At 65.8% G+C, this 19485-nt stretch carries 20 protein-coding genes; 8 read left to right on the forward strand and 12 right to left on the reverse strand.

All coding sequences use genetic code 11. The features are described from left to right. Nucleotides 1-109: 109 nt before the first annotated feature. Nucleotides 110-1168, forward strand: a complete 1059-nt coding sequence (locus ACFO0G_RS09765) for a YeiH family protein (RefSeq protein ID WP_376977276.1) — start codon at nucleotides 110-112, stop codon at nucleotides 1166-1168. Between the two features lie 32 nt (nucleotides 1169-1200). Continuing rightward, the gene (pepN, locus tag ACFO0G_RS09770; protein ID WP_376977278.1) at nucleotides 1201-3867 is read left to right on the forward strand and encodes an aminopeptidase N; all 2667 of its coding nucleotides are present in this window, start codon (nucleotides 1201-1203) and stop codon (nucleotides 3865-3867) included. Between the two features lie 81 nt (nucleotides 3868-3948). Here the strand turns inward: pepN and ACFO0G_RS09775 are convergent, their stop codons facing one another. From ACFO0G_RS09775 to ACFO0G_RS09795, 5 genes are all read right to left on the reverse strand, one after another. Next, nucleotides 3949-5046, reverse strand: coding sequence for a lipoate--protein ligase family protein (locus tag ACFO0G_RS09775; RefSeq protein ID WP_376977280.1), 1098 nt, complete (start codon nucleotides 5044-5046; stop codon nucleotides 3949-3951). Nucleotides 5047-5143: 97 nt separating this feature from the next. Next, nucleotides 5144-5401, reverse strand: coding sequence for a type B 50S ribosomal protein L31 (locus ACFO0G_RS09780; protein ID WP_018761303.1), 258 nt, complete (start codon nucleotides 5399-5401; stop codon nucleotides 5144-5146). Between the two features lie 154 nt (nucleotides 5402-5555). After that, nucleotides 5556-6365 (reverse strand): TrmH family RNA methyltransferase, encoded by an 810-nt coding sequence (locus ACFO0G_RS09785; protein ID WP_376977283.1) that lies wholly within the window; start codon nucleotides 6363-6365, stop codon nucleotides 5556-5558. 7 nt (nucleotides 6366-6372) lie between these two features. Next, nucleotides 6373-7158 carry a sulfite exporter TauE/SafE family protein gene (locus tag ACFO0G_RS09790; protein WP_286404094.1) on the reverse strand — a complete coding sequence of 262 codons (786 nt, stop codon included), beginning with the start codon at nucleotides 7156-7158 and terminating at the stop codon, nucleotides 6373-6375. Between the two features lie 20 nt (nucleotides 7159-7178). Continuing rightward, nucleotides 7179-7964: an ABC transporter ATP-binding protein gene (locus ACFO0G_RS09795; protein WP_286404092.1), complete on the reverse strand. Its 786-nt coding sequence runs from the start codon at nucleotides 7962-7964 to the stop codon at nucleotides 7179-7181. A gap of 125 nt (nucleotides 7965-8089) precedes the next feature. On the opposite strand from ACFO0G_RS09795, the gene serB reads away from it, so the two are divergent. Beyond that, entirely contained in the window at nucleotides 8090-8983 is an 894-nt protein-coding gene (serB, locus tag ACFO0G_RS09800; RefSeq protein ID WP_376977285.1) for a phosphoserine phosphatase SerB, read from the forward strand. Between the two features lie 69 nt (nucleotides 8984-9052). Here the strand turns inward: serB and ACFO0G_RS09805 are convergent, their stop codons facing one another. Together ACFO0G_RS09805 and ACFO0G_RS09810 are read right to left on the reverse strand one after the other, a co-directional pair. Next, entirely contained in the window at nucleotides 9053-9814 is a 762-nt protein-coding gene (locus ACFO0G_RS09805; protein WP_376977287.1) for an SDR family oxidoreductase, read from the reverse strand. A 155-nt stretch (nucleotides 9815-9969) separates the two neighbouring features. Further along, the gene (locus tag ACFO0G_RS09810; protein WP_376977289.1) at nucleotides 9970-10695 is read right to left on the reverse strand and encodes a beta-ketoacyl-ACP reductase; all 726 of its coding nucleotides are present in this window, start codon (nucleotides 10693-10695) and stop codon (nucleotides 9970-9972) included. A 153-nt stretch (nucleotides 10696-10848) separates the two neighbouring features. Between ACFO0G_RS09810 and ACFO0G_RS09815 the strand changes: the two genes are divergently transcribed. The 4 genes from ACFO0G_RS09815 to ACFO0G_RS09830 are packed head-to-tail and all read left to right on the forward strand — an operon-like array spanning nucleotide 10849 to nucleotide 12887. Further along, a complete protein-coding gene (locus ACFO0G_RS09815; RefSeq protein WP_286404082.1) occupies nucleotides 10849-11280 on the forward strand; it encodes a DUF3099 domain-containing protein in 432 nt (143 codons plus the stop codon). After that, nucleotides 11277-11534 carry a hypothetical protein gene (locus tag ACFO0G_RS09820; RefSeq protein WP_286404081.1) on the forward strand — a complete coding sequence of 86 codons (258 nt, stop codon included), beginning with the start codon at nucleotides 11277-11279 and terminating at the stop codon, nucleotides 11532-11534. The genes ACFO0G_RS09815 and ACFO0G_RS09820 overlap by 4 nt, the downstream gene beginning before the upstream one ends. Then, a complete protein-coding gene (locus ACFO0G_RS09825; protein WP_286404079.1) occupies nucleotides 11535-12407 on the forward strand; it encodes an SURF1 family cytochrome oxidase biogenesis protein in 873 nt (290 codons plus the stop codon). A gap of 3 nt (nucleotides 12408-12410) precedes the next feature. After that, nucleotides 12411-12887: a YbaK/EbsC family protein gene (locus tag ACFO0G_RS09830; RefSeq protein WP_286404076.1), complete on the forward strand. Its 477-nt coding sequence runs from the start codon at nucleotides 12411-12413 to the stop codon at nucleotides 12885-12887. Here ACFO0G_RS09830 and abc-f read toward each other — a convergent pair. Next, entirely contained in the window at nucleotides 12884-14482 is a 1599-nt protein-coding gene (gene abc-f / locus ACFO0G_RS09835; RefSeq protein ID WP_286404074.1) for a ribosomal protection-like ABC-F family protein, read from the reverse strand. The genes ACFO0G_RS09830 and abc-f overlap by 4 nt on opposite strands. 200 nt (nucleotides 14483-14682) lie before the next feature. On the opposite strand from abc-f, the gene ACFO0G_RS09840 reads away from it, so the two are divergent. Next, nucleotides 14683-15747 carry a spore photoproduct lyase family protein gene (locus ACFO0G_RS09840; RefSeq protein WP_376977295.1) on the forward strand — a complete coding sequence of 355 codons (1065 nt, stop codon included), beginning with the start codon at nucleotides 14683-14685 and terminating at the stop codon, nucleotides 15745-15747. Nucleotides 15748-15794: 47 nt separating this feature from the next. Here the strand turns inward: ACFO0G_RS09840 and ACFO0G_RS09845 are convergent, their stop codons facing one another. From ACFO0G_RS09845 to ACFO0G_RS09860, 4 genes are all read right to left on the reverse strand, one after another. Then, a complete protein-coding gene (locus tag ACFO0G_RS09845) occupies nucleotides 15795-16799 on the reverse strand; it encodes a DUF808 domain-containing protein (protein ID WP_236802673.1) in 1005 nt (334 codons plus the stop codon). Between the two features lie 122 nt (nucleotides 16800-16921). After that, nucleotides 16922-17368, reverse strand: coding sequence for a VOC family protein (locus ACFO0G_RS09850; RefSeq protein ID WP_286404066.1), 447 nt, complete (start codon nucleotides 17366-17368; stop codon nucleotides 16922-16924). 585 nt (nucleotides 17369-17953) lie between these two features. Further along, entirely contained in the window at nucleotides 17954-18808 is an 855-nt protein-coding gene (locus ACFO0G_RS09855) for a 3-hydroxyacyl-CoA dehydrogenase (protein ID WP_286404065.1), read from the reverse strand. 24 nt (nucleotides 18809-18832) lie between these two features. Beyond that, on the reverse strand, nucleotides 18833-19465 hold the full coding sequence (locus ACFO0G_RS09860) for a TetR/AcrR family transcriptional regulator (RefSeq protein WP_286404063.1): 633 nt from the start codon (nucleotides 19463-19465) through the stop codon (nucleotides 18833-18835). Nucleotides 19466-19485: the final 20 nt, after the last annotated feature.

Genomic DNA, 19485 nt, shown 5'->3' on the forward strand with positions numbered 1-19485 from the left:
ATAGCCAACCATCTTTTTGTTTCGAATTCATTTACAGCCACCCATCGTGGCGTGTTGACGCAAAAGGCCCGGTTCGTACTTTACTGGCCTCTTCGGGCACAGTAGATGAGTGCCAGTCAGCAGAAGCCTCCCCGAGCCGGGCCATGGCCGTTTCCGGCCCCTCCTGCTGCGGCTGGCGCCGGGCCTGCTGACCGCGGCAGCCGCCGTCGGCGCGGCATTCCTGGTGCATGGACTGCTGCCTGCACTCCCCGCGATGACCCTGGCCGTGGTGCTGGGGGTGCTCGCCGCCAACCTTCCCGGCGCCGCCGGATGGACCGAAGGGCGGGCACGGCCGGGGTTGGACTTCGCGGGCAAGCACCTGATGCGCGCTGGCATTGTCCTCCTGGGATTGAAGGTCAGCGTCATGGACGTCCTCGGTTTGGGGTGGCTGTCGCTGCTGCTCATCGTGGCGGTGGTGGCCGCCAGTTTCGGCGGGACGTACGCCATCTCGCGCCTCTTCCGCCTCCCGCCGGTGACCTCGCTCCTGGTGGCCACCGGGTTCTCCATCTGCGGGGCTTCCGCCATCGGCGCCATGGCCGCCGTCCGCCGGATCCGGCACGCCGAAACCGTCCTGCCCGTGGCCCTGGTGACCCTCTGCGGAACGCTCGCCATTGGTGTCCTGCCCCTCGTCGCCCATCCCCTGGGGCTGACGGCGGCCGTGTTCGGCGCCTGGACCGGCGCGTCCGTGCACGATGTGGGCCAAGTGGTGGCCACGGCGCAAACCGCCGGGACCGCTGCCCTGGCGATCGCCGTCGTCGTCAAACTCACCAGAGTGCTGCTCCTGGCGCCGGTTGCCGCCATGGCGGGCGCGCACCACCGGCGGGCTGCGCGGTCCGTTGGCGCCGCAGAGGGCAGCACGGCGAAGATGCCGCCGGTAGTGCCGCTGTTCGTGGTGGGATTCGTCGCCATGGTGGCGCTCCGCTCCACGGGCTGGCTCCCCGGAGGCTGGCTTGAGGCCGGGGCCACGCTGCAGGACATCCTGTTGGGCGCGGCGCTGTTCGGACTGGGCTCGGCGGTGCGGATCCGCAGCCTCCTCCATACGGGTGGCCAGGCGCTCCTGGCGGCACTGGCCTCCTGGTTCCTGATTGCCGCGCTGGGCCTGGGGGCCGCATTCCTCATCGCCGGATAATCGAGCCCAACAGCCCGTGATTAGATAGCCGGGTGTCGAATGAGAATCTACAGCGCCGTGAAGCCGCCGAACGTTCAGCCCTGATCAGCACCACCAGCTACGACATCTCCCTGGATGTACGGCAGGCAGCTGACCCGGCCGTCCCGGGCTACACAAGCCGCAGCGTCATCACCTTCACGGCAGAGCCCGGCTCCAGCACGTTCCTGGACTTCATCGGCAGCAGCGTGCACAGCGTGCTCCTCAACGGCAAGGGACTGCCGGTGGAGGACGTGGTGCACGGGGCACGGATCCGGCTGGACAACCTGCGGGCCGAAAACCAGGTGACTGTCACCGGAACGGCTCTGTACAGCCGCTCAGGCGAGGGCATGCACCGGTTCGTGGACCCCGCCGATGGCCAGTGCTACCTGTACACCCAGTACGAACCCGCCGATGCCCGACGGGTTTTCGCCAATTTTGAACAGCCCGACCTCAAGGCCACCTACACGTTCCACGTCACGGCCCCCGCGGACTGGCAGGTGGCCTCCAACGGCGCCGAGGCGAACCGCACACTGCTCACCAGCGACCCCGCCACCGCCTGCTGGGACTTCGCCACCACCCTGCCCATGTCCACCTACATCACCACCGTCCTGGCCGGCCCATATTTCAAGGCCGAGGACCGCTGGCAGGCAACGCTCGACGACGGGACCCGCCTCGACGTCCCGTTGGCCCTCTACTGCCGCGCCTCCATGGCCGGATCCTTTGACACGGACCACCTCTTCGATCTCACCAAAAAGGGCCTGGACTTCTTCAACCGGCTCTTCGACTACCCGTACCCCTGGGGCAAGTACGATCAGGCCTTCGTCCCCGAGTACAACCTCGGCGCCATGGAGAACCCGGGCCTGGTCACCTTCACCGAAAGCTACGTCTTCACCTCCCGGGCCACCGACGCCCAGTACCAGGCGCGGGCAAACACGCTGCTGCACGAGATGGCCCACATGTGGTTCGGGGACCTGGTGACCATGCAGTGGTGGGACGATCTATGGCTCAAGGAATCGTTCGCCGACTACATGGGGACGCTCGGCGTTGACCGGGCCACGGACTGGGACACGGCGTGGGTGAACTTCGCCAACAAACGCAAGGCCTGGGCCTACGTGCAGGACCAACTGCCCACCACCCACCCCATCGTGGCGGACATCCCGGACCTCGAGGCGGCCAAGCAGAACTTCGACGGCATCACCTACGCCAAGGGCGCCTCGGTCCTCAAGCAGCTGGTGGCATACGTGGGGTTTGACGCCTTCATCGCCGGCTCCCGGGAGTACTTCCGGAAGCACGCCTACGGGAACACCTCGCTGGCCGACCTGCTGGCCGCACTGGATGCAGCCTCCGGGCGCGAGCTGTCCGGCTGGGCCAGGCAGTGGCTGCAGACGTCAGGGATTTCCACGCTGTCTTTGGACTTCGGTTCGGAAGATGCGGCGGAAGGCACAACAACGGACGACGACGGCACGCTGGGCGGGGTGGCCATCGTCCAGGAAGCAACGGACCCGGTCACGGGACGGGAGGACCTGCGACCGCACCGCCTCCGCGTTGGTTCCTACGACTTTGACGCCGACGACGCACTGGTGCGCACGGGCAGCATCGAAACCGATGTAGCCGGTGCCCGGACGGAGCTCCCCCAGCTCGCCGGACAGCCGAGGCCTGCGCTCCTGCTGGTCAACGATGACGACCTGACCTACGCCAAGGTGCGGCTGGACCCGGCCTCCGAGGCAACGGTCCGTGCATCGCTGGACAGGATTACCGATCCCATGACCCGCGCCCTTTGCTGGACGTCGCTCTGGAACTCCGCCAGGGACGGCGAAAGCCCCGCATCGCTGTACGTGGACGCCGTGGCCGCCTTCGCCCCGGCCGAAACCGGCATCGGCGTCCTGCTGAACGTCCTCGACAACGCGACGACCGCCGTCGAACGCTACACGCCCCTGGACAGCAGGGATGAGGTGCGTTCCGCCTTCCTGGCAGCGGCCGCTGCCGAACTGGACCGGGCCACGCCTGGCTCGGACCAGCAGTTGGCCTGGGCCCGCACCCTGGCCACCCTGAGCCGGCATGACGGGAGCATGCTCCCCCGCCTCCGCGGCCTGTTGGACGGCAGTGCTGCCGTGGAGGGGCTCGCAGTGGACGCCGAGCTCCGCTGGCACCTGTGGCATGCCCTTGCCGCCAATGGGCAGGCCGGCGCGGAGGAACTGGACGCTGAATTGGCCCGGGACACCACCGCGTCGGGCCGGGCAGGACATGCCACCGCCATGGCGTCCCGGCCGGACCCTGCCGTCAAGGCCGCGGCCTGGGACGCGGCAGTCCACGGGACAGAGCTCTCCAACCAGATCCTCACGGCGACCATCAGCGGCCTGGTTACCGCCCCGGCGGCTCTGCTGGAACCTTACGTGGAGCCCTACTTCGACTGCCTGCGCACGGTGTGGGCCGGGCGCAGCATCGAGATTGCCAGCCGGATTGTCCGCGGCCTTTACCCGGCGGCGCAGGACCTGGCAGCGGGCACCCGTCCCGAAGAGCATCCGGTGGTCCAGCGGACGGATGAGTGGCTCGCCGCCAACCTGGACGCGCCGCATGCCCTGCGCCGCATCATCATCGAGCAGCGCAGCCACCTGATGCGCGCACTCACGGCCCAGGCCGCCGTCGTGAACTCATCGACACCGAACCAGCCTGCGCACTGACGCCCGGCTTCGGTGCGCAGGGACAGTCCCCGCGCACCGACCGGGGCCGTCCCTGTACGGGTAAGGTTGCGGAACCTGAACTCAGGGGACGCGGTGGAGCCACTCCTCCGTGCCGAACTTGCTTGCCACCAGTTCCTCTGCGGCTGCCAGCTCGTGTCCGGCCAGCTGTGATGGCGTAGCTCCGTAGCGCTGGCTGAACACCTCGATCATCGCCTCGATGATGGCCATCCGGGCAAGGCCCGTCTGGCGGCGCAGCGGGTCCACACGCTTCTTGGCGCTGCGGGTGCCCTTGTCGGAGAGCTTCTCCTTGCCGATCCGGAGGACCTCCACCATTTTATCGGCGTCGATGTCGTAGCTCATGGTGACGTGGTGCAGCATGCCGCCGTTGGCCAGGCGCTTCTGGGCGGCTCCGCCGATCTTGCCCTGGTCGGTGGCGATGTCATTGAGCGGGATGTAGAAGGCGTTGATGCCGAGTTTTTCCAGCGCGGCCATGACCCAGGCGTCGAGGAACGGGTAGGAGTCGGCGAAGCTCAGGCCGTCCACCAGGGTCTGGGGCAGGTAGAGCGAGTAGGTGATGCAGTTGCCGGCCTCCATGAACATCGCTCCCCCGCCGCTTATGCGCCGGACCACGTTGATGCCATGCTTGGCCACGCCGTCGGGATCCACCTCATTCTGCACGGACTGGAAGCTGCCGATGACCACCGACGGCTCCTGCCAGTCCCAGAAGCGCAGGGTGGGGGTGCGCTCGCCCGCGCCGACAGCCTCCGTGAGCACCTCGTCCAGGGCCACGTTGATTTCGGTGGGCAGCACGGTGGGCGCGATGATGTTCCAGTCGTGGTCTCCCCACGAGGTGGCCTTGGCCAGGGCGCGGCGGACGGTGACGGCCACTGCATCAGCAGAGAAGCCGAACAGCACCGCCCCGGCCGGCAGCGCGGCGGTGACGGCAGCGGCGAGGTCCTTGGCAGGGGTGGTCTCCGGGAGCCCGGTGAGGGCGCGGTTGATGTCCGCCAGTGCCTCGTCCGGTTCCAGGAAGAAGTCGCCGCTGACGGAGACGTTGGCAAGGGCGCCGTCCACGACGTCGAGGTCCACCACCACGAGTTTGCCGCCCGGAACCTTGTACTCGCCGTGCAGGCGCTGTTTGGCGGCGGCATCACGGGCGGGGAAAGCTGACTCAGTCATGCTTCCCATCCTGCCCCAAGAAGGCAGCGTCCCGTTAACGCGGAAAGCCCGCACCGTTTCCGGTGCGGGCTTTCCGTTGAAAGCTTGGGCGAAGGAATTACTTCTTGCCGCCGAAGCCCTTGAAGCGAGCGTTGAAGCGCTCGACGCGGCCTGCAGAGTCCATGATGCGCTGCTTGCCCGTGTAGAACGGGTGGGACTCGGAAGAGATTTCGACGTCGATGACCGGGTAGGTGTTCCCGTCTTCCCACTCGATGGTCTTGGAGGAAGACACGGTGGAGCGGGTCAGGAACTTGGTGCCGGAGGCCAGGTCGTTGAAGACAACAGCTTCGTACTTCGGGTGGGTATCAGACTTCATAATGGGACCTTTGTTCGCGCAGCTGGATTTTGCCAGCTGCCAGGTATGAATGGGATGGCTGGGCTCTGTTGCATCAGCCGAAGCTGAAAAAGCAGGACAACCAGCTATCCATCATAGCCGATGCCAGTGGGGCTGACGAACCCTGCAGCCTGCGCTAGGTCCGCGCGCGGAGTTCCCAAAAGGCTACGGCGGACGCGGCGGCCACATTGAGCGAATCCACGCCGTTGCGCATGGGAATTTTGACGGCGAGGTCGACGGCGGCAAGCGTCTTCGGGCTCATGCCTGCGCCTTCGGTGCCAAGCACCAGGGCGAGCTTGTCCAGGTTGCGGGACGCGACGGCGTCCACGTCCTCCGCATCCGGCGTCAACTCCAACGCCGCAACGGTGAAACCGTGATCCTTCAGCACCTGCAGCTCGCCGGGCCAGTTGTGCAGGCGTGCCCAGGGAACCTGGAACACCGTGCCCATGCTGACCCTGACGCTGCGGCGGTAAAGCGGATCGCCGCACCTCGGGGAAACCAGGACGGCGTCGATATCCAGCGCAGCTGCGGAGCGGAAGATGGCGCCCACGTTGGTGTGGTCCACGATGTCCTCCAACACCGCCACTCGGCGGGCCCCGGCCAGGAGGTCCGGCAGCGGCACCGGGGCGGGTCGCTGCATCGCCGCCATAGCCCCGCGGTGGAGGTGAAACCCGGTGATTTCCTCCAGCAAGGCAGCCGAGCCGATGAACGCCGGAACGTCGGGGTACGCCGTGAAGACGTCGTCGAGGTCCGCCATCCACTTTTCGGCGAGGAAGAACGACCGTGGCTGGTGTCCGGCGGCCAGAGCCCGGCGCAGCACCCGTGAGGATTCGGCGATGTACATGCCTTCCGCCGGTTCGCGGAGCTTCCGCAGGTGTACGTCAGTCAGGGTGGTGTAGTCGCTGACGCGGGGATCGTCGGCGGATTCGAGGTAGTGGAAAGTCACCGGGTGATTATTGCAGCAGGTTGGCGATCATGACGGCCAGGGCCACGATGCCCAGGCTGAAGATCACGGCACGCAGGACCCGGGGCGACAGCTTGCGGCCCACTTTTGCGCCCATGAGGCCGCCGATGGTGGAACTGACAGCGATGAGGAGCACCACCAGCCAGTTGACCCGGTCGAAGGCGAACAGCAGGTAGGAGATGGCTGCCACCATATTCACGCCGAGGACCAGGAAGTTCTTCATGGCGTTGGCGTTCTGGATGGTGCCCTTGAGGAACACGCCCAGGATGCCCACCAGCAGGATCCCCTGCGCTGCCACAAAGTAGCCTCCGTACACGCCGGCCAGGTACACCAGCACCACCAGGAGGATCCCGTGGCGTTTATCCTTGGCGGCCTGCGCCGGATCGGCCTCGCGCCTGCGGACCCAGTCCTGCAGCCGCGGCTGGAACACGACCATCAGCATGGCCAGGACCAGCAGGACCGGGGCCACGTAGTGGAAGACCTTTTCGGGCAGGTGAAGCAGCAGATATGCCCCCGTGATGCCGCCCAGCACAGACGCCGGCAGCAGGCGCATGACCTGCCGTCCGCGGCCGGCCAGTTCCCGCCGGTACCCGAAGGCCCCGGCGCCCGTGCCGAAGACCAGGCCCATGGCGTTGCTCATGGAGGCCGTCACCGGGGCCACGCCCAGGGCGATGAGCACCGGGAAGGTGACCAGGGTGCCGGAGCCCACCACCGCATTGATGGTGCCGGCCCACAGCCCGGCGATGAACACAATGATGCTGCTGAAGAATTCCAAGGTAGTTGCGCAGGCCTCTGCTAGCGGCGTGCTGTGGCGGTGTAGCGTCCCGCGTTCTCGCTCACCGCAAGCGGCAGTCCAAAGGTGGTGCTGAGGTGTTCTTCGGTCAGGACCTCGGTGATGGGTCCGGCAGCCACCACTCCGCCGTCGCGCAGCAGCATGGCGTGGGTGAATCCCGGCGGGACCTCCTCGAGGTGGTGCGTGACCAGGACCATGGCCGGAGCGGCCTCGTCCCGGGCAAGCTCGGCGAGCTTGTGGACCAGCTCTTCGCGGCCGCCCAGGTCCAGTCCGGCTCCCGGCTCGTCCAAAAGAAGCAGTTCCGGGTCGGTCATGAGGGCGCGGGCGATCTGGACGCGCTTGCGTTCGCCTTCGGACAGGGTGGCGAAGGTCCTGTTCAGCAGCGGGCCCATGCCCCAGTCGTTCAGCAGCCGGAAGGCGCGCCGTTCGTCGTCGCGCTCGTAGCCCTCCCGCCAACGGCCCGTGACGCCGTAGGCGGCCGTAACCACGACATTCAGGACGTTTTCGTGTTCGGGAATCTGGGTGGCAAGGGCTGCGGAGGAGAGCCCGATGCGGGGCCGGAGTTCGAAGACGTCAACGCGGCCCAGGATTTCGTCGAGGATGCCGGCCGTGCCACTGCTCGGGTGGAGCCGGGCCGCCGCGATCTGGAGGAGGGTGGTTTTGCCGGCGCCGTTGGGGCCGAGGATGACCCACCGTTCACCCTCGTTGACCTGCCAGTCAACCTTGTCCAGCAGGGTCTTCTTACCTCGGACAACGCTGACGGAGTCCAGTTCCAGAACATCACTCATAGGAGTAGACACTAGGACAAAAAAGAAGATGACTGATAACCGGTGTGAAGGGTGCCTAACGGCCTTGCGGCAGCGGCCCGCAATGAATTCAAGCCGCCCGTTCACCGCTGGCTAAGATTGCAGGCATGACTTCGAACGTGACTGCGGTCAGCTATGGCCTGAATGTGACCTCCGCCGGGTTGGAGCAGCTGCGTTCCGTCCTTGCCTCCCAGGGCGCCGAGGTGCTGGCTGAAACGGCGTCCGGCGACGACCGCTACCAGGTCCAGGTTCTTGAACTGGTCCTTCCCGACGCGACCGCTGCGAGGCTTGCCGCCCTGCGCCGGGCTGTGGCGGAGGCTGCAACGGAGGGTCTTGACACTGCCATCGTCCCCGCCGACCTTCGCACCGCGGGCCGCAAGCTGCTGATCATGGACGTGGACTCCACCCTGATCCAGCAGGAAGTCATCGAGCTCCTGGCCGCCTATGCGGGCAAGCGGGAGGAGGTCGCGGCAGTAACCGAAGCTGCGATGCGGGGTGAGTTGGACTTCGCCCAAAGCCTCCACGCCCGTGTGGCCGTACTCGCGGGGCTGCCTGCCGACGTCGTCCATTCCGTCCGCAAGGAAGTGAAGCTCAGCGAAGGCGCCGACCAGCTGGTGTCCGCGTTCAAGGCCGCGGGCCACGCCGTTGCCGTGGTGTCCGGGGGATTCAACCAGATCCTCGAACCGATCGCCGCCGACCTGGGCCTGGACTACTGGCAGGCCAACGAGCTGGAAATCGTGGACGGGGCGCTGACCGGGAAGGTGCTGGGCGCCGTGGTGGACAGGGCGGCCAAGGAAAAGTACCTGCGGGAGTGGGCTGCCGCCGAAGGGATCGCCCTTGAGCACACCGTGGCGGTGGGCGACGGCGCCAACGACCTGGACATGCTCGGCGCCGCCGGCATCGGAGTGGCCTTCAACGCCAAGCCTGCGGTCCGCGCCGTGGCCGACGCCGCCCTCAACATGCCATACCTGGACGCCGTCCGCCACGTCGCCGGCGTCTGACTCCCCTCTAACTGCAGATGGCCCCGGCCACCGGGTTAACCGGCGGCCGGGGCCATCTGCAAACTACTGTTAGCTGGAAGCTTCCGCGCTCTTGCCGAAGTAATCCGCTCCGCCGGCGTATTCGGTGTGGCCGGACTCGACGTCGGCCGTTGCCATCCCTGCCACAACCTGCGCGAACTCCTCCACTGAGTACAGCTTCCCGGCTTCCGCGCGCCGGGCCTCGATGGCGCCCGGGGTGGAGCGGTCCAGGAGCGTGGCGGTGACCGTGCCTTCGATCATGTCGCCGGACACCACCACCAGGGAGATGCCCTTCTCCGCCAGGTTCGGGATCAGTTCACGCAGGGCGTCCTCGCCGGCGCGCTTGCTGCGGGCCACCGGCTCGTAGGCCGGCATGGTGGGGACGGTGTTGATGAAGTGGGCCTGGTGGCTGGTCACGAAGACCACCCGCGACCCTTCCTTCATCAGGGGCACTGCCGCATTGAGCATGTTGATCTGCGCGTCGCGGTTCAGCTTGAGCGCATAGTCCTCGCCCATGCCGGTTTCCATGCCGCCGGAGGCGTTCAGGACCAGGATGTCCAGGGACCCGAAGTTCTCCATGGCGGCGCTGACAAGGGCCTGCACGCCTTCCTGGGTGGTGAGGTCCGCACCCACGGCAACGGCCCGGCCGCCCGCGGCTTCGATCCCTTGCACCACTTTGTTGGCACGTGGTGCCTTCTGGCGGTAATTGACCACGACGGCGGCGCCCTCCGATGCCAGGATCTTGGCTACGTCAGCGCCAATGCCACGCGATGATCCAGTGACGATCGCCGTCTTGTTATCCAGCAGTCCCATACAAGCTTCCTTTGTTCGAAACATCTAAATCGTTGTGGCCTGCAGTCCATCATGCCAGCGGCCCCTGCCGATATCCCCTGTCTGATTTCGACAAAGAAGGACGCAGAGACTAGTTTCCTGCGGCGCCTGCCCTGCGGAGGCGGAGACCGGCAGGGTCAGTGGCCCATGCCCAGGCCGCCGTCCACCGGAATAACAGCGCCGGAGATGTAGGCGGCCTCGTCACTGGCGATCCAGCGGACCACGTTGGCCACCTCTGCGGCCTCAGCGAAGCGGCCGGCCGGGATGCTGGCCAGGTACTCCTTCTGGGTGGCCTCAGGCAGTTCCGCGGTCATGTCGGTGTTGATGAAGCCGGGCGCCACCACGTTGGCGGTGATGCCGCGGGAGCCCAGTTCGCGGGTAAGGGACCGGGCGATGCCCACCAGGCCGGCTTTGGAGGCAGAGTAGTTGATCTGGCCGGGCGCGCCATAGAGGCCGGAAACCGAGGAGATGAGGACCACACGGCCCTTCCGGAGCCGGATCATGCCCTTAGAGGCGCGCTTGATCACCCGGAAGGCTCCGGTCAGATTGGTATCGATGACAGACGTGAAGTCGTCCTCGCTCATGCGCAGGAGCAGGGTGTCCTTGGTGATGCCGGCGTTGGCCACCAGGACTTCCACGGGACCGTGGGCCGCTTCCACTTCCTTGAATGCGGCGTCCACCGAGGCTTCGTCGGTGACGTCCGCCTTGACGCCGAGGATTCCTTCCGGAAGCTGCGTTTCGCTGCGGTAGGTCACGGCCACTTTGTCGCCATTGGCCAGGAACGCCTGCGCGATGGCCAGGCCAATACCGCGGTTGCCGCCGGTCACCAGGACGCTGCGGGGGGCGGACGCTGTTTCTGTCATAGGGGTGCTCCGGAATTCTGCGGCAGGCTGGGCCGCGGTAGCGGGGTGTGGTTTGGGCTGCCTCCGATCTTAGCGGCAGGGCCGCGGCGGGTTTGGGCAGCACTGCCGATGGTGCGAGAATTAAGGGAAGCCTTTGGAGCGTGATCATCCACCGTGACCCTTGAAAACCATGCGGGACGTTCCGCGCCCGGAGAACCGGGCCGGTTCTCCGGCGACGCCGAGGTCCACAGCATTACGGACGCCGCGGCCGCACATTCGGAAGATATGCGCCAGCGGATGATCAAGTACGCCCTGGCCATGGGGATCCGCATGGTCTGCCTGATCCTGATTTTCGTGGTGGACGGGTGGTTCAAGGTCATACCGGTTATTGGCGCGGTCTTCCTCCCGTGGTTTGCCGTGATTATTGCCAACGGCAGCGACAAGGCGGAGACGCCCAGCGACCTGCTGCTGGATTCGGCTCCGCTGGCCGAGCTTGAAAGCCCGCCTCCCCCGGCCAGCACAGACGAACCGGAAAGCGCCGTGCTCCAGGGCGAGCTGGTGAAGGACGATGACCAGGAGCGCGGAGAGCAGGGGCAGGCTAAATGAGCATTTTCGATTTCGCAGCAGGATCTGACGTCGCGTCGGAGACCGCGCTGTGCTCGCGGAAGGCGTGCAGGGCGCAGGCGTCCTGGCAGCTTCTCTGGAACAACCCCAAAATCCACACGCCGGAGCGGCGCAAGACCTGGCTGGCGTGCGCCGACCACCGGGATTGGCTGGAGGACTACCTGCAGACGCGCGGGCTATGGAAGGAAACCCTTCCCCTGGCCGGGGACGGCGGATCGCTGGAGCAGGACATCTGAATGTATCGTTTCCTTTTTTCCAGCAAGTGGCTGGGCTATCTCCTGCTGGCCGCCATCTTTGCCACCGCCTGTGTTTTCCTGGGCCGCTGGCAGATGGACCGGCGCGCGGAGACCCTCGCCGAAATCAACCGTGTGGTCAGCAATTACTCGGCCGCGCCCGTCCCCTTCGCCCAGGCACGGGACCAGTTCAACCAGCTGGACCCGGCGAAGGAGTGGACCCAGGTTGAGCTGAAGGGAACCTACGACACCGCCGGAGAACGGATTGTGCGCAACCGGCCGCTCAACGGCCAGCCAGGCTACGAGATAGTGGTCCCTTTCCGCCTCACCACGGGTGAGACAGTCGTCATCGACCGGGGTTGGTTGCCCATCGGCAACAAAAATCCGGGCAGCCCCGATTCGGTGCCTTCCCCTCCCCCAGGTGAGGTGACCGCCGTCGTGCGTTTGAAGCACGGTGAGCCCGAGCTTCAGCGCGGAGCCCCCGAAGGGCAACTGGCGTCCATCGACCTCCCCACGTACGCTGCGCAGCTGGGCTACCCGCTGATGACCGGCGCATACGGCCAGCTTGCCTCGGAAACGCCGCCGGCCGCCGAGATGCCCGTTGCCTTCCCTAAACCGTCCACGGATGAAGGGACGCACCTGTCCTACTCCCTGCAGTGGTTCGCTTTCGGCGTGCTCATGTTCGTCGGGTTCGGCTATGCGGCGCGGCAGCAGGCGCGGAACGCAGCGATCGACGCCGAGGATGAGGAGTTGCTTGATGATGGGGCCGTGCACGCCGCGGTGACCCCCCGCCGTCGGCCGCCTGCCCCGCGCAAGCGGAAGAAGGCCACCGCCGAGGAAGAAGAAGACGCCCTCCTGGACGCGCAGGGCTACTGAGGCATGGAGAAGTACGACGGCGGCCCGGTCGCCTTGGTCCGTTCCGCTTTGGTGAGGGCGGGGCTCGACGACACCGTGCGCACCTTTCCGTCGGGAGTGCCCACGGCGGCCGCAGCAGCTGAGGCCCTGGAATGCGACCTCGCCGCGATCACCAACAGCCTGATCTTCGAGCTCAGCGGGGAGCCCCTGCTGATCCTGGCCAGCGGCGCGGCCCGCGTGGACACTGCGCTGGTCGCGGCGCAGCTCGGCACGGGCAGAATCCGCCGCGCCTCCCCTGCCTTCGTGCTGGAACACACCGGCCAGGAGGTAGGTGGCGTGGCACCTGTGGGCCACCCGAAAAAGATCCGGACCCTGCTTGACGAATCCCTGCAGCCCCACGAACTGCTGTGGGCCGGAGCGGGAGACCACAACTCGATGTTCAGCATCACCTACACCCAGCTCCGGAGCATTACCGGGGCGCTGGAACTGCAGGTGCGCTAAGCCAGCGTGATCAGGTCCAGGTAGTCCTCGTTCCAGAGGTCCTCGACGCCGTCCGGAAGCATGACGACGCGTTCCGGGTTCAGGGCTTCAACGGCGCCTTCGTCGTGGCTTACCAGGACGACGGCGCCGGTGTAGTTGCGCAGGGCGCCCAGGATTTCGGCACGGCTGGCGGGGTCCAGGTTGTTGGTGGGCTCGTCGAGGAGCAGGACGTTGGCGCTGGAGGCGACGATGGTTGCCAGGGCCAGGCGGGTCTTCTCGCCGCCGGAGAGCACTCCGGCGGGCTTGTCGACGTCGTCACCGGAGAACAGGAATGAGCCCAGGATGCCGCGCACCTCGGCGTCCTTCATGTCGGGTGCGGCTGAGCGCATGTTTTCCAGGACAGTCCGGTGGTGGTCCAGGGTCTCGTGTTCCTGGGCGTAGTAGCCCACCTTGAGGCCGTGGCCGGGGATGACTTCGCCGGTGTCGGGGGCGTCCACTCCGGCGAGCATCCGCAGCAGGGTGGTCTTGCCGGCACCGTTGAGGCCCAGGATGACCACCTTGGAACCGCGGTCGATGGCCAGGTCCACATCGGTGAAGATCTCCAGGGACCCGTAGGACTTGCTGAGCCCGTCCGCTGTGAGCGGGGTTTTGCCGCAGGGTGCGGGGTCCGGGAACCGGAGTGCTGCCACCCGGTCCTGCTCGCGGACCGCTTCCAACCCGCTGAGCAGGCGCTCGGCGCGCTTGGCCATGTTCTGGGCTGCCACAGCCTTGGTGGCCTTGGCCCGCATCTTGTTGGCCTGGTCCATGAGGACCTGCGCCTTCTTTTCGGCGTTGGCACGTTCGCGCTTCCGGGCGCGCTCGTCGGTCTCCCGCTGCAGGAGGTAGCGCTTCCAGTCCATGTTGTAGAAGTCGATCTGGGCACGGTTGGCGTCCAGCAGGAACACCTTGTTGACGGTGGCTTCCAGCAGGTCCGTGTCGTGGCTGATCACGATCAGGCCGCCCTGGTGGTTTTTGAGGAAGTCACGCAGCCAGGCGATGGAGTCGGCGTCGAGGTGGTTGGTGGGTTCGTCCAGGAGCATTGTCTCGGCGTCCGAGTAGAGGATGCGTGCCAGCTCGACACGGCGGCGCTGGCCACCTGAGAGTGTTTTGAGCGGCTGGTTCAGCAGCCGGTCCGGGAGTGCCAGGTTGGAACAGATTGACGCAGCCTCGGCTTCGGCCGCGTAGCCGCCGGCCGCGAGGAATTCGGATTCCAGCCGGTCGTACCGGCCCATGGCCTTCCGCTGGACCTCGGCGTCCTCGCTGGCCATTTCGTCGTGCGCCTTCCGGAGCTTGCCGACAACGATGTCCAGGCCGCGGGCGGAGAGGATGCGGTCCCGTGCCAACTGCTCCATGTCCGGGGTACGGGGGTCCTGGGGCAGGTAGCCGATCTCGCCGCTGCGCGTGACCTTACCGGCGGCGGGAAGCCCTTCGCCTGCAAGGACACGGGTCAGTGTGGTCTTGCCGGCACCGTTGCGCCCCACCAGGCCGATCTTGTCCCCCTTGTCGATGCGGAAGCTCACCTGGTCCATCAGGAGCCGGGCGCCGGCACGCAGTTCAAGATCCTGGACAGTAATCACAGCAGGTAAGGCCTTTCACAACAGGGAACGCCACGGTCCGCACACGGAGTGCCAGGGGACGCTGGGGCAGAGTGGCCGTGAGAACGGCACAGTCCAGTCTACCGTCCGGCAGGCGGCGGACCATCCATACTGCATCCAGGGGAAGGATGCCGTCGGCTTAACTGCCATTTCGGGCCCGGTCCGTCAAGGACAATGAGGACATGGAATTCGACCGGCTGCTGCAAATCCGCCGCATCTACGCGCAGCCTGCAGCCTTGGAGCTGCCGCGCGGGCGGGAGATCGTGGCACGGTGGCCGGGAGCCGACGTCGTTCCCGTGGAGAACCATTGGAACATCCCCGACCTCCACGGCGACGAAACCAACGTGCCGCGGTGGTCCCGGATCAAAACCGAGGCGCTAGTCCTCGGGGTCAAGAAGTCGCTGACCGTGAAGCCGAACGGCAGGTCAGCGGACTTCATTGCCCCCTCCACGGCCAACGGATGTGCCATGGCGTGCGCCTACTGCTATGTTCCGCGGCACAAGGGCTACAGCAACCCGGTCACCGTTTTCGCCAATATCGAGCAGATCGCCGGGGCGCTGGAACGGCACGCCACGCGCCAGGGACTCAAGCTGGAGCCTAACCAGTGCGACCCCGAGCTCCGGGTCTATGACATTGGTGAAAATAGCGACTGCTCGGTGGACGCGCTGATCAGTGACAACGTGGAGGACCTTGTCATGCTGTTCCGGGAACTGCCCAATGCCAAGCTGTCCTTCGCCACAAAGTTCGTCAACCGGCACATGCTCGGCTGGAACCACGGGGGCCACACCCGGGTCCGCTTCTCGCTGATGCCGGCGGACCTGGCGAAGTCGGTCGATGTGCGGACGTCCCCGGTGGCGGAGCGGCTGGCGGCCATTAACGACTTCGTCGACGCCGGCTACGAGGTACATGTGAACTTCTCCCCCGTGATCATTACTGACACGTGGCTGGCCGACTGGGAGGAGCTGCTGCGCCAGTTGGACGCCGCCCTGACCCCTGCAGCCAAGGCGCAGCTGGCCGCAGAGGTCATTTTCCTGACCCACAATGAGCAACTGCACGAGGTCAACCTGGGCTGGCACCCGCAGGCCGAAAACGTCCTGTGGCGCCCTGACCTCCAGGAGGCCAAAGTCTCCTCGAATGGTTTTAGCAATGTTCGGTACCGGGCGCGTGCCAAGGCAGGCTACGTCCAGCAACTGACTGCGCTGATTGGCAGGATCGCGCCTTACTGCCGGATCCGGTACGCGTTCTAAGCACTGCGCTCCCCGGCCGGCTGGCCCGCCCGCGATGGAACGGAAGACTAATGGCCTGCCGGACCACCGCCGTCGGGCGTTTCTCCTGCCGCGCCGTGCCCGTGATCCTTCGCCTTGCCGAAGGGCAGCACTTTCAGGAGCGGGCCAATTACAGCCATGACCACCAGGCCCCACGCGAGCCCGATCACCGCTGAGCACAGGGTGTCCACGAGCCAGGCCAGGAAGCCGCCAACGACGGCAACGCCCGCCACCGGGTGCTCGAGTGCGTGGATCAAGTCATAGGGCGCGTGCCAGCCAAGGTCGTGTGCCCCCTGCACCATAATGTGGCCGCCTACCCAGAGCATCGCGATCGTTCCCACGAAGGTAATCGCAGCCAGTACGGCCGGCATGCCCCTTACCAGCAGGTGGCCAAAGCGCTTGGCGCGCGCAGAATCCTTGGCGGCAAGATGGACTCCAATATCGTCCATCTTCACGATCAGCCCGACGGCGCCGTACACAAGCACTGTGATGGCAATCGCCACCAGGACCAGAATGAAAGCCCGGACCCAAATGGATTCAGTCGCCACCTCGTTCATGGAGATGACCATGATTTCGCAGGACAGGATGAAGTCGGTGGTGATAGCGCCCTTGACGACAGTGGCCTCCGCGTCATGCCCGCGTTCCACAGCCGGCGCTTCCTCGGCCTCATGGTGGCCGCCGCGCAGCTTGTGCCAGACCTTCTCCGCGCCCTCATAGCAGAGGTAGGTGCCGCCCAGCATCAGGATGAACGGGATGATCCAAGGGATGAAGGCGCTGATCAGCAGGAGCGCCGGAAGAATGATCAGGAGTTTGTTCCGGATGGAGCCCCAGAAGATCTTCTTGATCATGGGCAGCTCGCGCGACGGGTCCGCCCCGGACACATACTGCGGGGTGACGGCGGCGTCGTCAATTACGACGCCGGCGGCCTTGGTACCAGCCTTGGCGGCACCGGCTGCCACATCGTCTACCGAGGCTGCCGCGATGCGGGCCAGGGCGGCGACGTCGTCCAGCAGGGCGACGAGCCCGCCGCTCACAGGTCGCCTCCGCCTGGCTGGGGACCGGACGGTTGTGCGTGGGTGGGTGCGTGCGTGATGGGCATGTTCGGAGTATATGGCAGCAGGGCGTAGGCCCTCTCACCCGCTCGGGGGCGAGGTGCTCAGTTTCCGGTGGACTTCTTGAGTTCCTGGGCGAACATCACAATGATGCCGCTGGGACCACGGACGTAAGTCAGCTTGTAGATGTCTCCGTAGGTTGCGACGCCCCGCAGCGGGCGGCATCCATGCTTCGCCGCGATCTCCAGCGAGGCGTCAATGTCGTCGACCGAAAAGGCAACGCGGTGCATGCCGATTTCGTTCGGCAGTGTGGGGTGTGTGTCGATGGCGGCAGGATGGATGTACTCGAAGAGCTCAAGCTGGCCTCTGCCGTCCGGGGTCTGGAGCACGGCGATTTTTGCGTGGTTGCCGTCAAGGCCCACGGCGGTGTCGGCCCACTCCCCGCTGACGGTGTCACGGCCCAGGACCGTAAGCCCGAGGTCAGTGAAGAACGCGATGGCCTCTTCCAGGTCACGAACCGCGATTCCGACGTTCTCAAGTTTGATCGGCATGTGCCACAGGCTACCAACTCACGAACTCCTGGTCAGTGGACCGAGTACCTGACAAACCGGCCGAAATAATGCGTCTCCGTAAGAACCATTAGCTGATTCAGATCATTCTTCGTCCTGATGATCGCCTGCGTTACGGTGCAGGAAAACATCACCTACGGCTTCGAGAACGCCCTGAACTACAGCAGCGATGACTTCCACGAGCACGGACATGCGAACAGAATACGACGGCGCGCACGGAAGTTGCGCGGAGTCCAGTCCGTACCCGATCGGCATATGAGCAGGCCGTGGGCTCGTGAATTGGACGCTCGCAGGGCCGCGGCTTGCTTGCCGACTAATCTTTGTTCAACGAGAAAAACTTCCTTGGGGGATGTATGCAAAGCCCACTGTTCCCTCGGTCTTCAGGCTGACGGTTATTTTACCGAGGTCCGCGAGGTCTCCACCGAAAACAGCCTCAAGGCATAAGCCCATTCTTTGCCGGACAACCACTCGCTGCCTGCAGCCGGAGGGCAATGAGTTCTGCCCGCCCTCGCGGTCGGTCCAAGACCTGGAACGGGAAAAGCTGCAGCAGCACTAAAGGTCCTCGACTCAGTACTTGTAGAAGCCCTCCCCCGAGGCGACCCCCAGCTTGCCCTGGTCGATGTAGTGCTCCTTCAGGTACTGGGCGAACGCCTGGGAACCGGCATCCGGCGAGGAAGAGGCGATGTTGTACGCCGTGGTGAGGCCGACGACGTCGTAGATCTGGAACGGTCCGGTCGGGGCCCCCGTGGCGATGCGCCATGTCTTGTCAATGGTGTGCGGGTCGGCGACGCCCTGCAGCAGCAGTCCGGCGGCCGCGTTCAGCAGCGGAACCAGCAGCGAGTTCAGGACGTATCCGGCCTTCTCCTTCCTGATCTCGATCGGTTCCAGTCCGCTGTTCCGGGCAAAGTCCACAACAGCGGCGAACACCGCCGGGTCCGTCTCCGCGGTGCCCATGACCTCGGCGATGTTCTGCGCCCAGATGTTGTTGGCGTAATGGAGCGCGAGGAAGCGGTCCGGGCGTCCGGTGAAGTCTTTCAGGTCACTGGGCAGCAGGGTGGACGAGTTGGTCGCGAAGATGGCTTTGGCCGGCGCCAGCTCCGCGAGCTTGCGGTAGACGTCTCGTTTGAGTTCCAGCAGCTCGGGAACGGCTTCGATCACGAGGTCCGCGTCGACGACGGCGTCCCCCAGGTCTGCGGTGAGGCGGAGGTTTGCCAGGGCTGCTTCGGTCTTGCCCCCGGTAGCGCCGGCTACCTGTGCCCGGTAGACCCCGGCGAGGCGGGTGAAACGGTCCCGCGCCTTGGCAAGCGCGTCCTCGTCGACGTCGTAGGCGGTGACTGCGAAACCGTGGAATGCGGCCTGGAAGGCGATCTGGGAGCCGAGCACTCCGGTGCCGAGCACGGTGAGTACCTTGATGGAGGACATTATGATTTCCTTTCGGCGCGGGCCCTAGCGGCCGCCGGGATTGTCGGACCCGTAAATACTGCGGATCCAGATGGTCGACAGGACGTCCAGGGCTGCGGTCTCCGCGATGGCGGGACTCTCCCGGTTGAGGACAGCAGTAATGACCCGTTCGTTCATCAGGTTCAGGCTCACCGCGAGGTCGTGCGCGTCGATGCCCGCCGGCGCCGCCCCGCGGGCCTGCTCGGCACGGATGACGTCGCTTGAGAAGTCCACCCAGGACTGCATTGATCTGGACCACAGCCCGCGCACCTCGTCGTTGCGGGCGCGCGCCCCGATGGCGGCGGTCGACACACCGCGGTGCGAGACAAACACCTCAACGAACATTCCGATGGAACGGGTCCACGCACCCGCGGGGTCGCTCTCGAAATCGCGCGGCAGGTGCCCCACCCGGTGCTCGACCTCGGTGATTACCCGGTCCAGCAGGGCCAGCAGCACGGCATCTTTCGAGGGGAAGTAGAAGTAGAACGTGGGGCGCGATATGCCGGCACCCCGGGCCAGGTCCTCGATGGAGACGTCGTCAAAGGCACGGTTTGCCAGGAGGGCCTCGGCGGTGACCAGGATTGCGTCCTGGCGCTCATCGCCCGAAACCCTCGCGGTGCGTCTTCCTCTTTGAGCCATGCGCCCATCCTAGCCCCGGC

Origin of the sequence: Arthrobacter sedimenti (assembly GCF_042652025.1) — a bacterium.
Classification (GTDB): domain Bacteria; phylum Actinomycetota; class Actinomycetes; order Actinomycetales; family Micrococcaceae; genus Arthrobacter; species Arthrobacter sedimenti.

Bases quoted from the DNA above. Each gene is read 5' to 3' on its own strand.
- ACFO0G_RS09775 (WP_376977280.1), bottom strand. From the start codon at position 5,046: ATGACTGAGTCAGCTTTCCCCGCCCGTGATGCCGCCGCCAAACAGCGC.
- ACFO0G_RS09780 (WP_018761303.1), bottom strand. From the start codon at position 5,401: ATGAAGTCTGATACCCACCCGAAGTACGAAGCTGTTGTCTTCAACGAC.
- ACFO0G_RS09795 (WP_286404092.1), bottom strand. From the start codon at position 7,964: ATGAGTGATGTTCTGGAACTGGACTCCGTCAGCGTTGTCCGAGGTAAG.
- serB (WP_376977285.1), top strand. From the start codon at position 8,090: ATGACTTCGAACGTGACTGCGGTCAGCTATGGCCTGAATGTGACCTCC.
- ACFO0G_RS09805 (WP_376977287.1), bottom strand. From the start codon at position 9,814: ATGGGACTGCTGGATAACAAGACGGCGATCGTCACTGGATCATCGCGT.
- ACFO0G_RS09810 (WP_376977289.1), bottom strand. From the start codon at position 10,695: ATGACAGAAACAGCGTCCGCCCCCCGCAGCGTCCTGGTGACCGGCGGC.
- ACFO0G_RS09820 (WP_286404081.1), top strand. From the start codon at position 11,277: ATGAGCATTTTCGATTTCGCAGCAGGATCTGACGTCGCGTCGGAGACC.
- ACFO0G_RS09825 (WP_286404079.1), top strand. From the start codon at position 11,535: ATGTATCGTTTCCTTTTTTCCAGCAAGTGGCTGGGCTATCTCCTGCTG.
- ACFO0G_RS09830 (WP_286404076.1), top strand. From the start codon at position 12,411: ATGGAGAAGTACGACGGCGGCCCGGTCGCCTTGGTCCGTTCCGCTTTG.
- ACFO0G_RS09840 (WP_376977295.1), top strand. From the start codon at position 14,683: ATGGAATTCGACCGGCTGCTGCAAATCCGCCGCATCTACGCGCAGCCT.
- ACFO0G_RS09850 (WP_286404066.1), bottom strand. From the start codon at position 17,368: ATGCCGATCAAACTTGAGAACGTCGGAATCGCGGTTCGTGACCTGGAA.
- ACFO0G_RS09855 (WP_286404065.1), bottom strand. From the start codon at position 18,808: ATGTCCTCCATCAAGGTACTCACCGTGCTCGGCACCGGAGTGCTCGGC.
- ACFO0G_RS09860 (WP_286404063.1), bottom strand. From the start codon at position 19,465: ATGGCTCAAAGAGGAAGACGCACCGCGAGGGTTTCGGGCGATGAGCGC.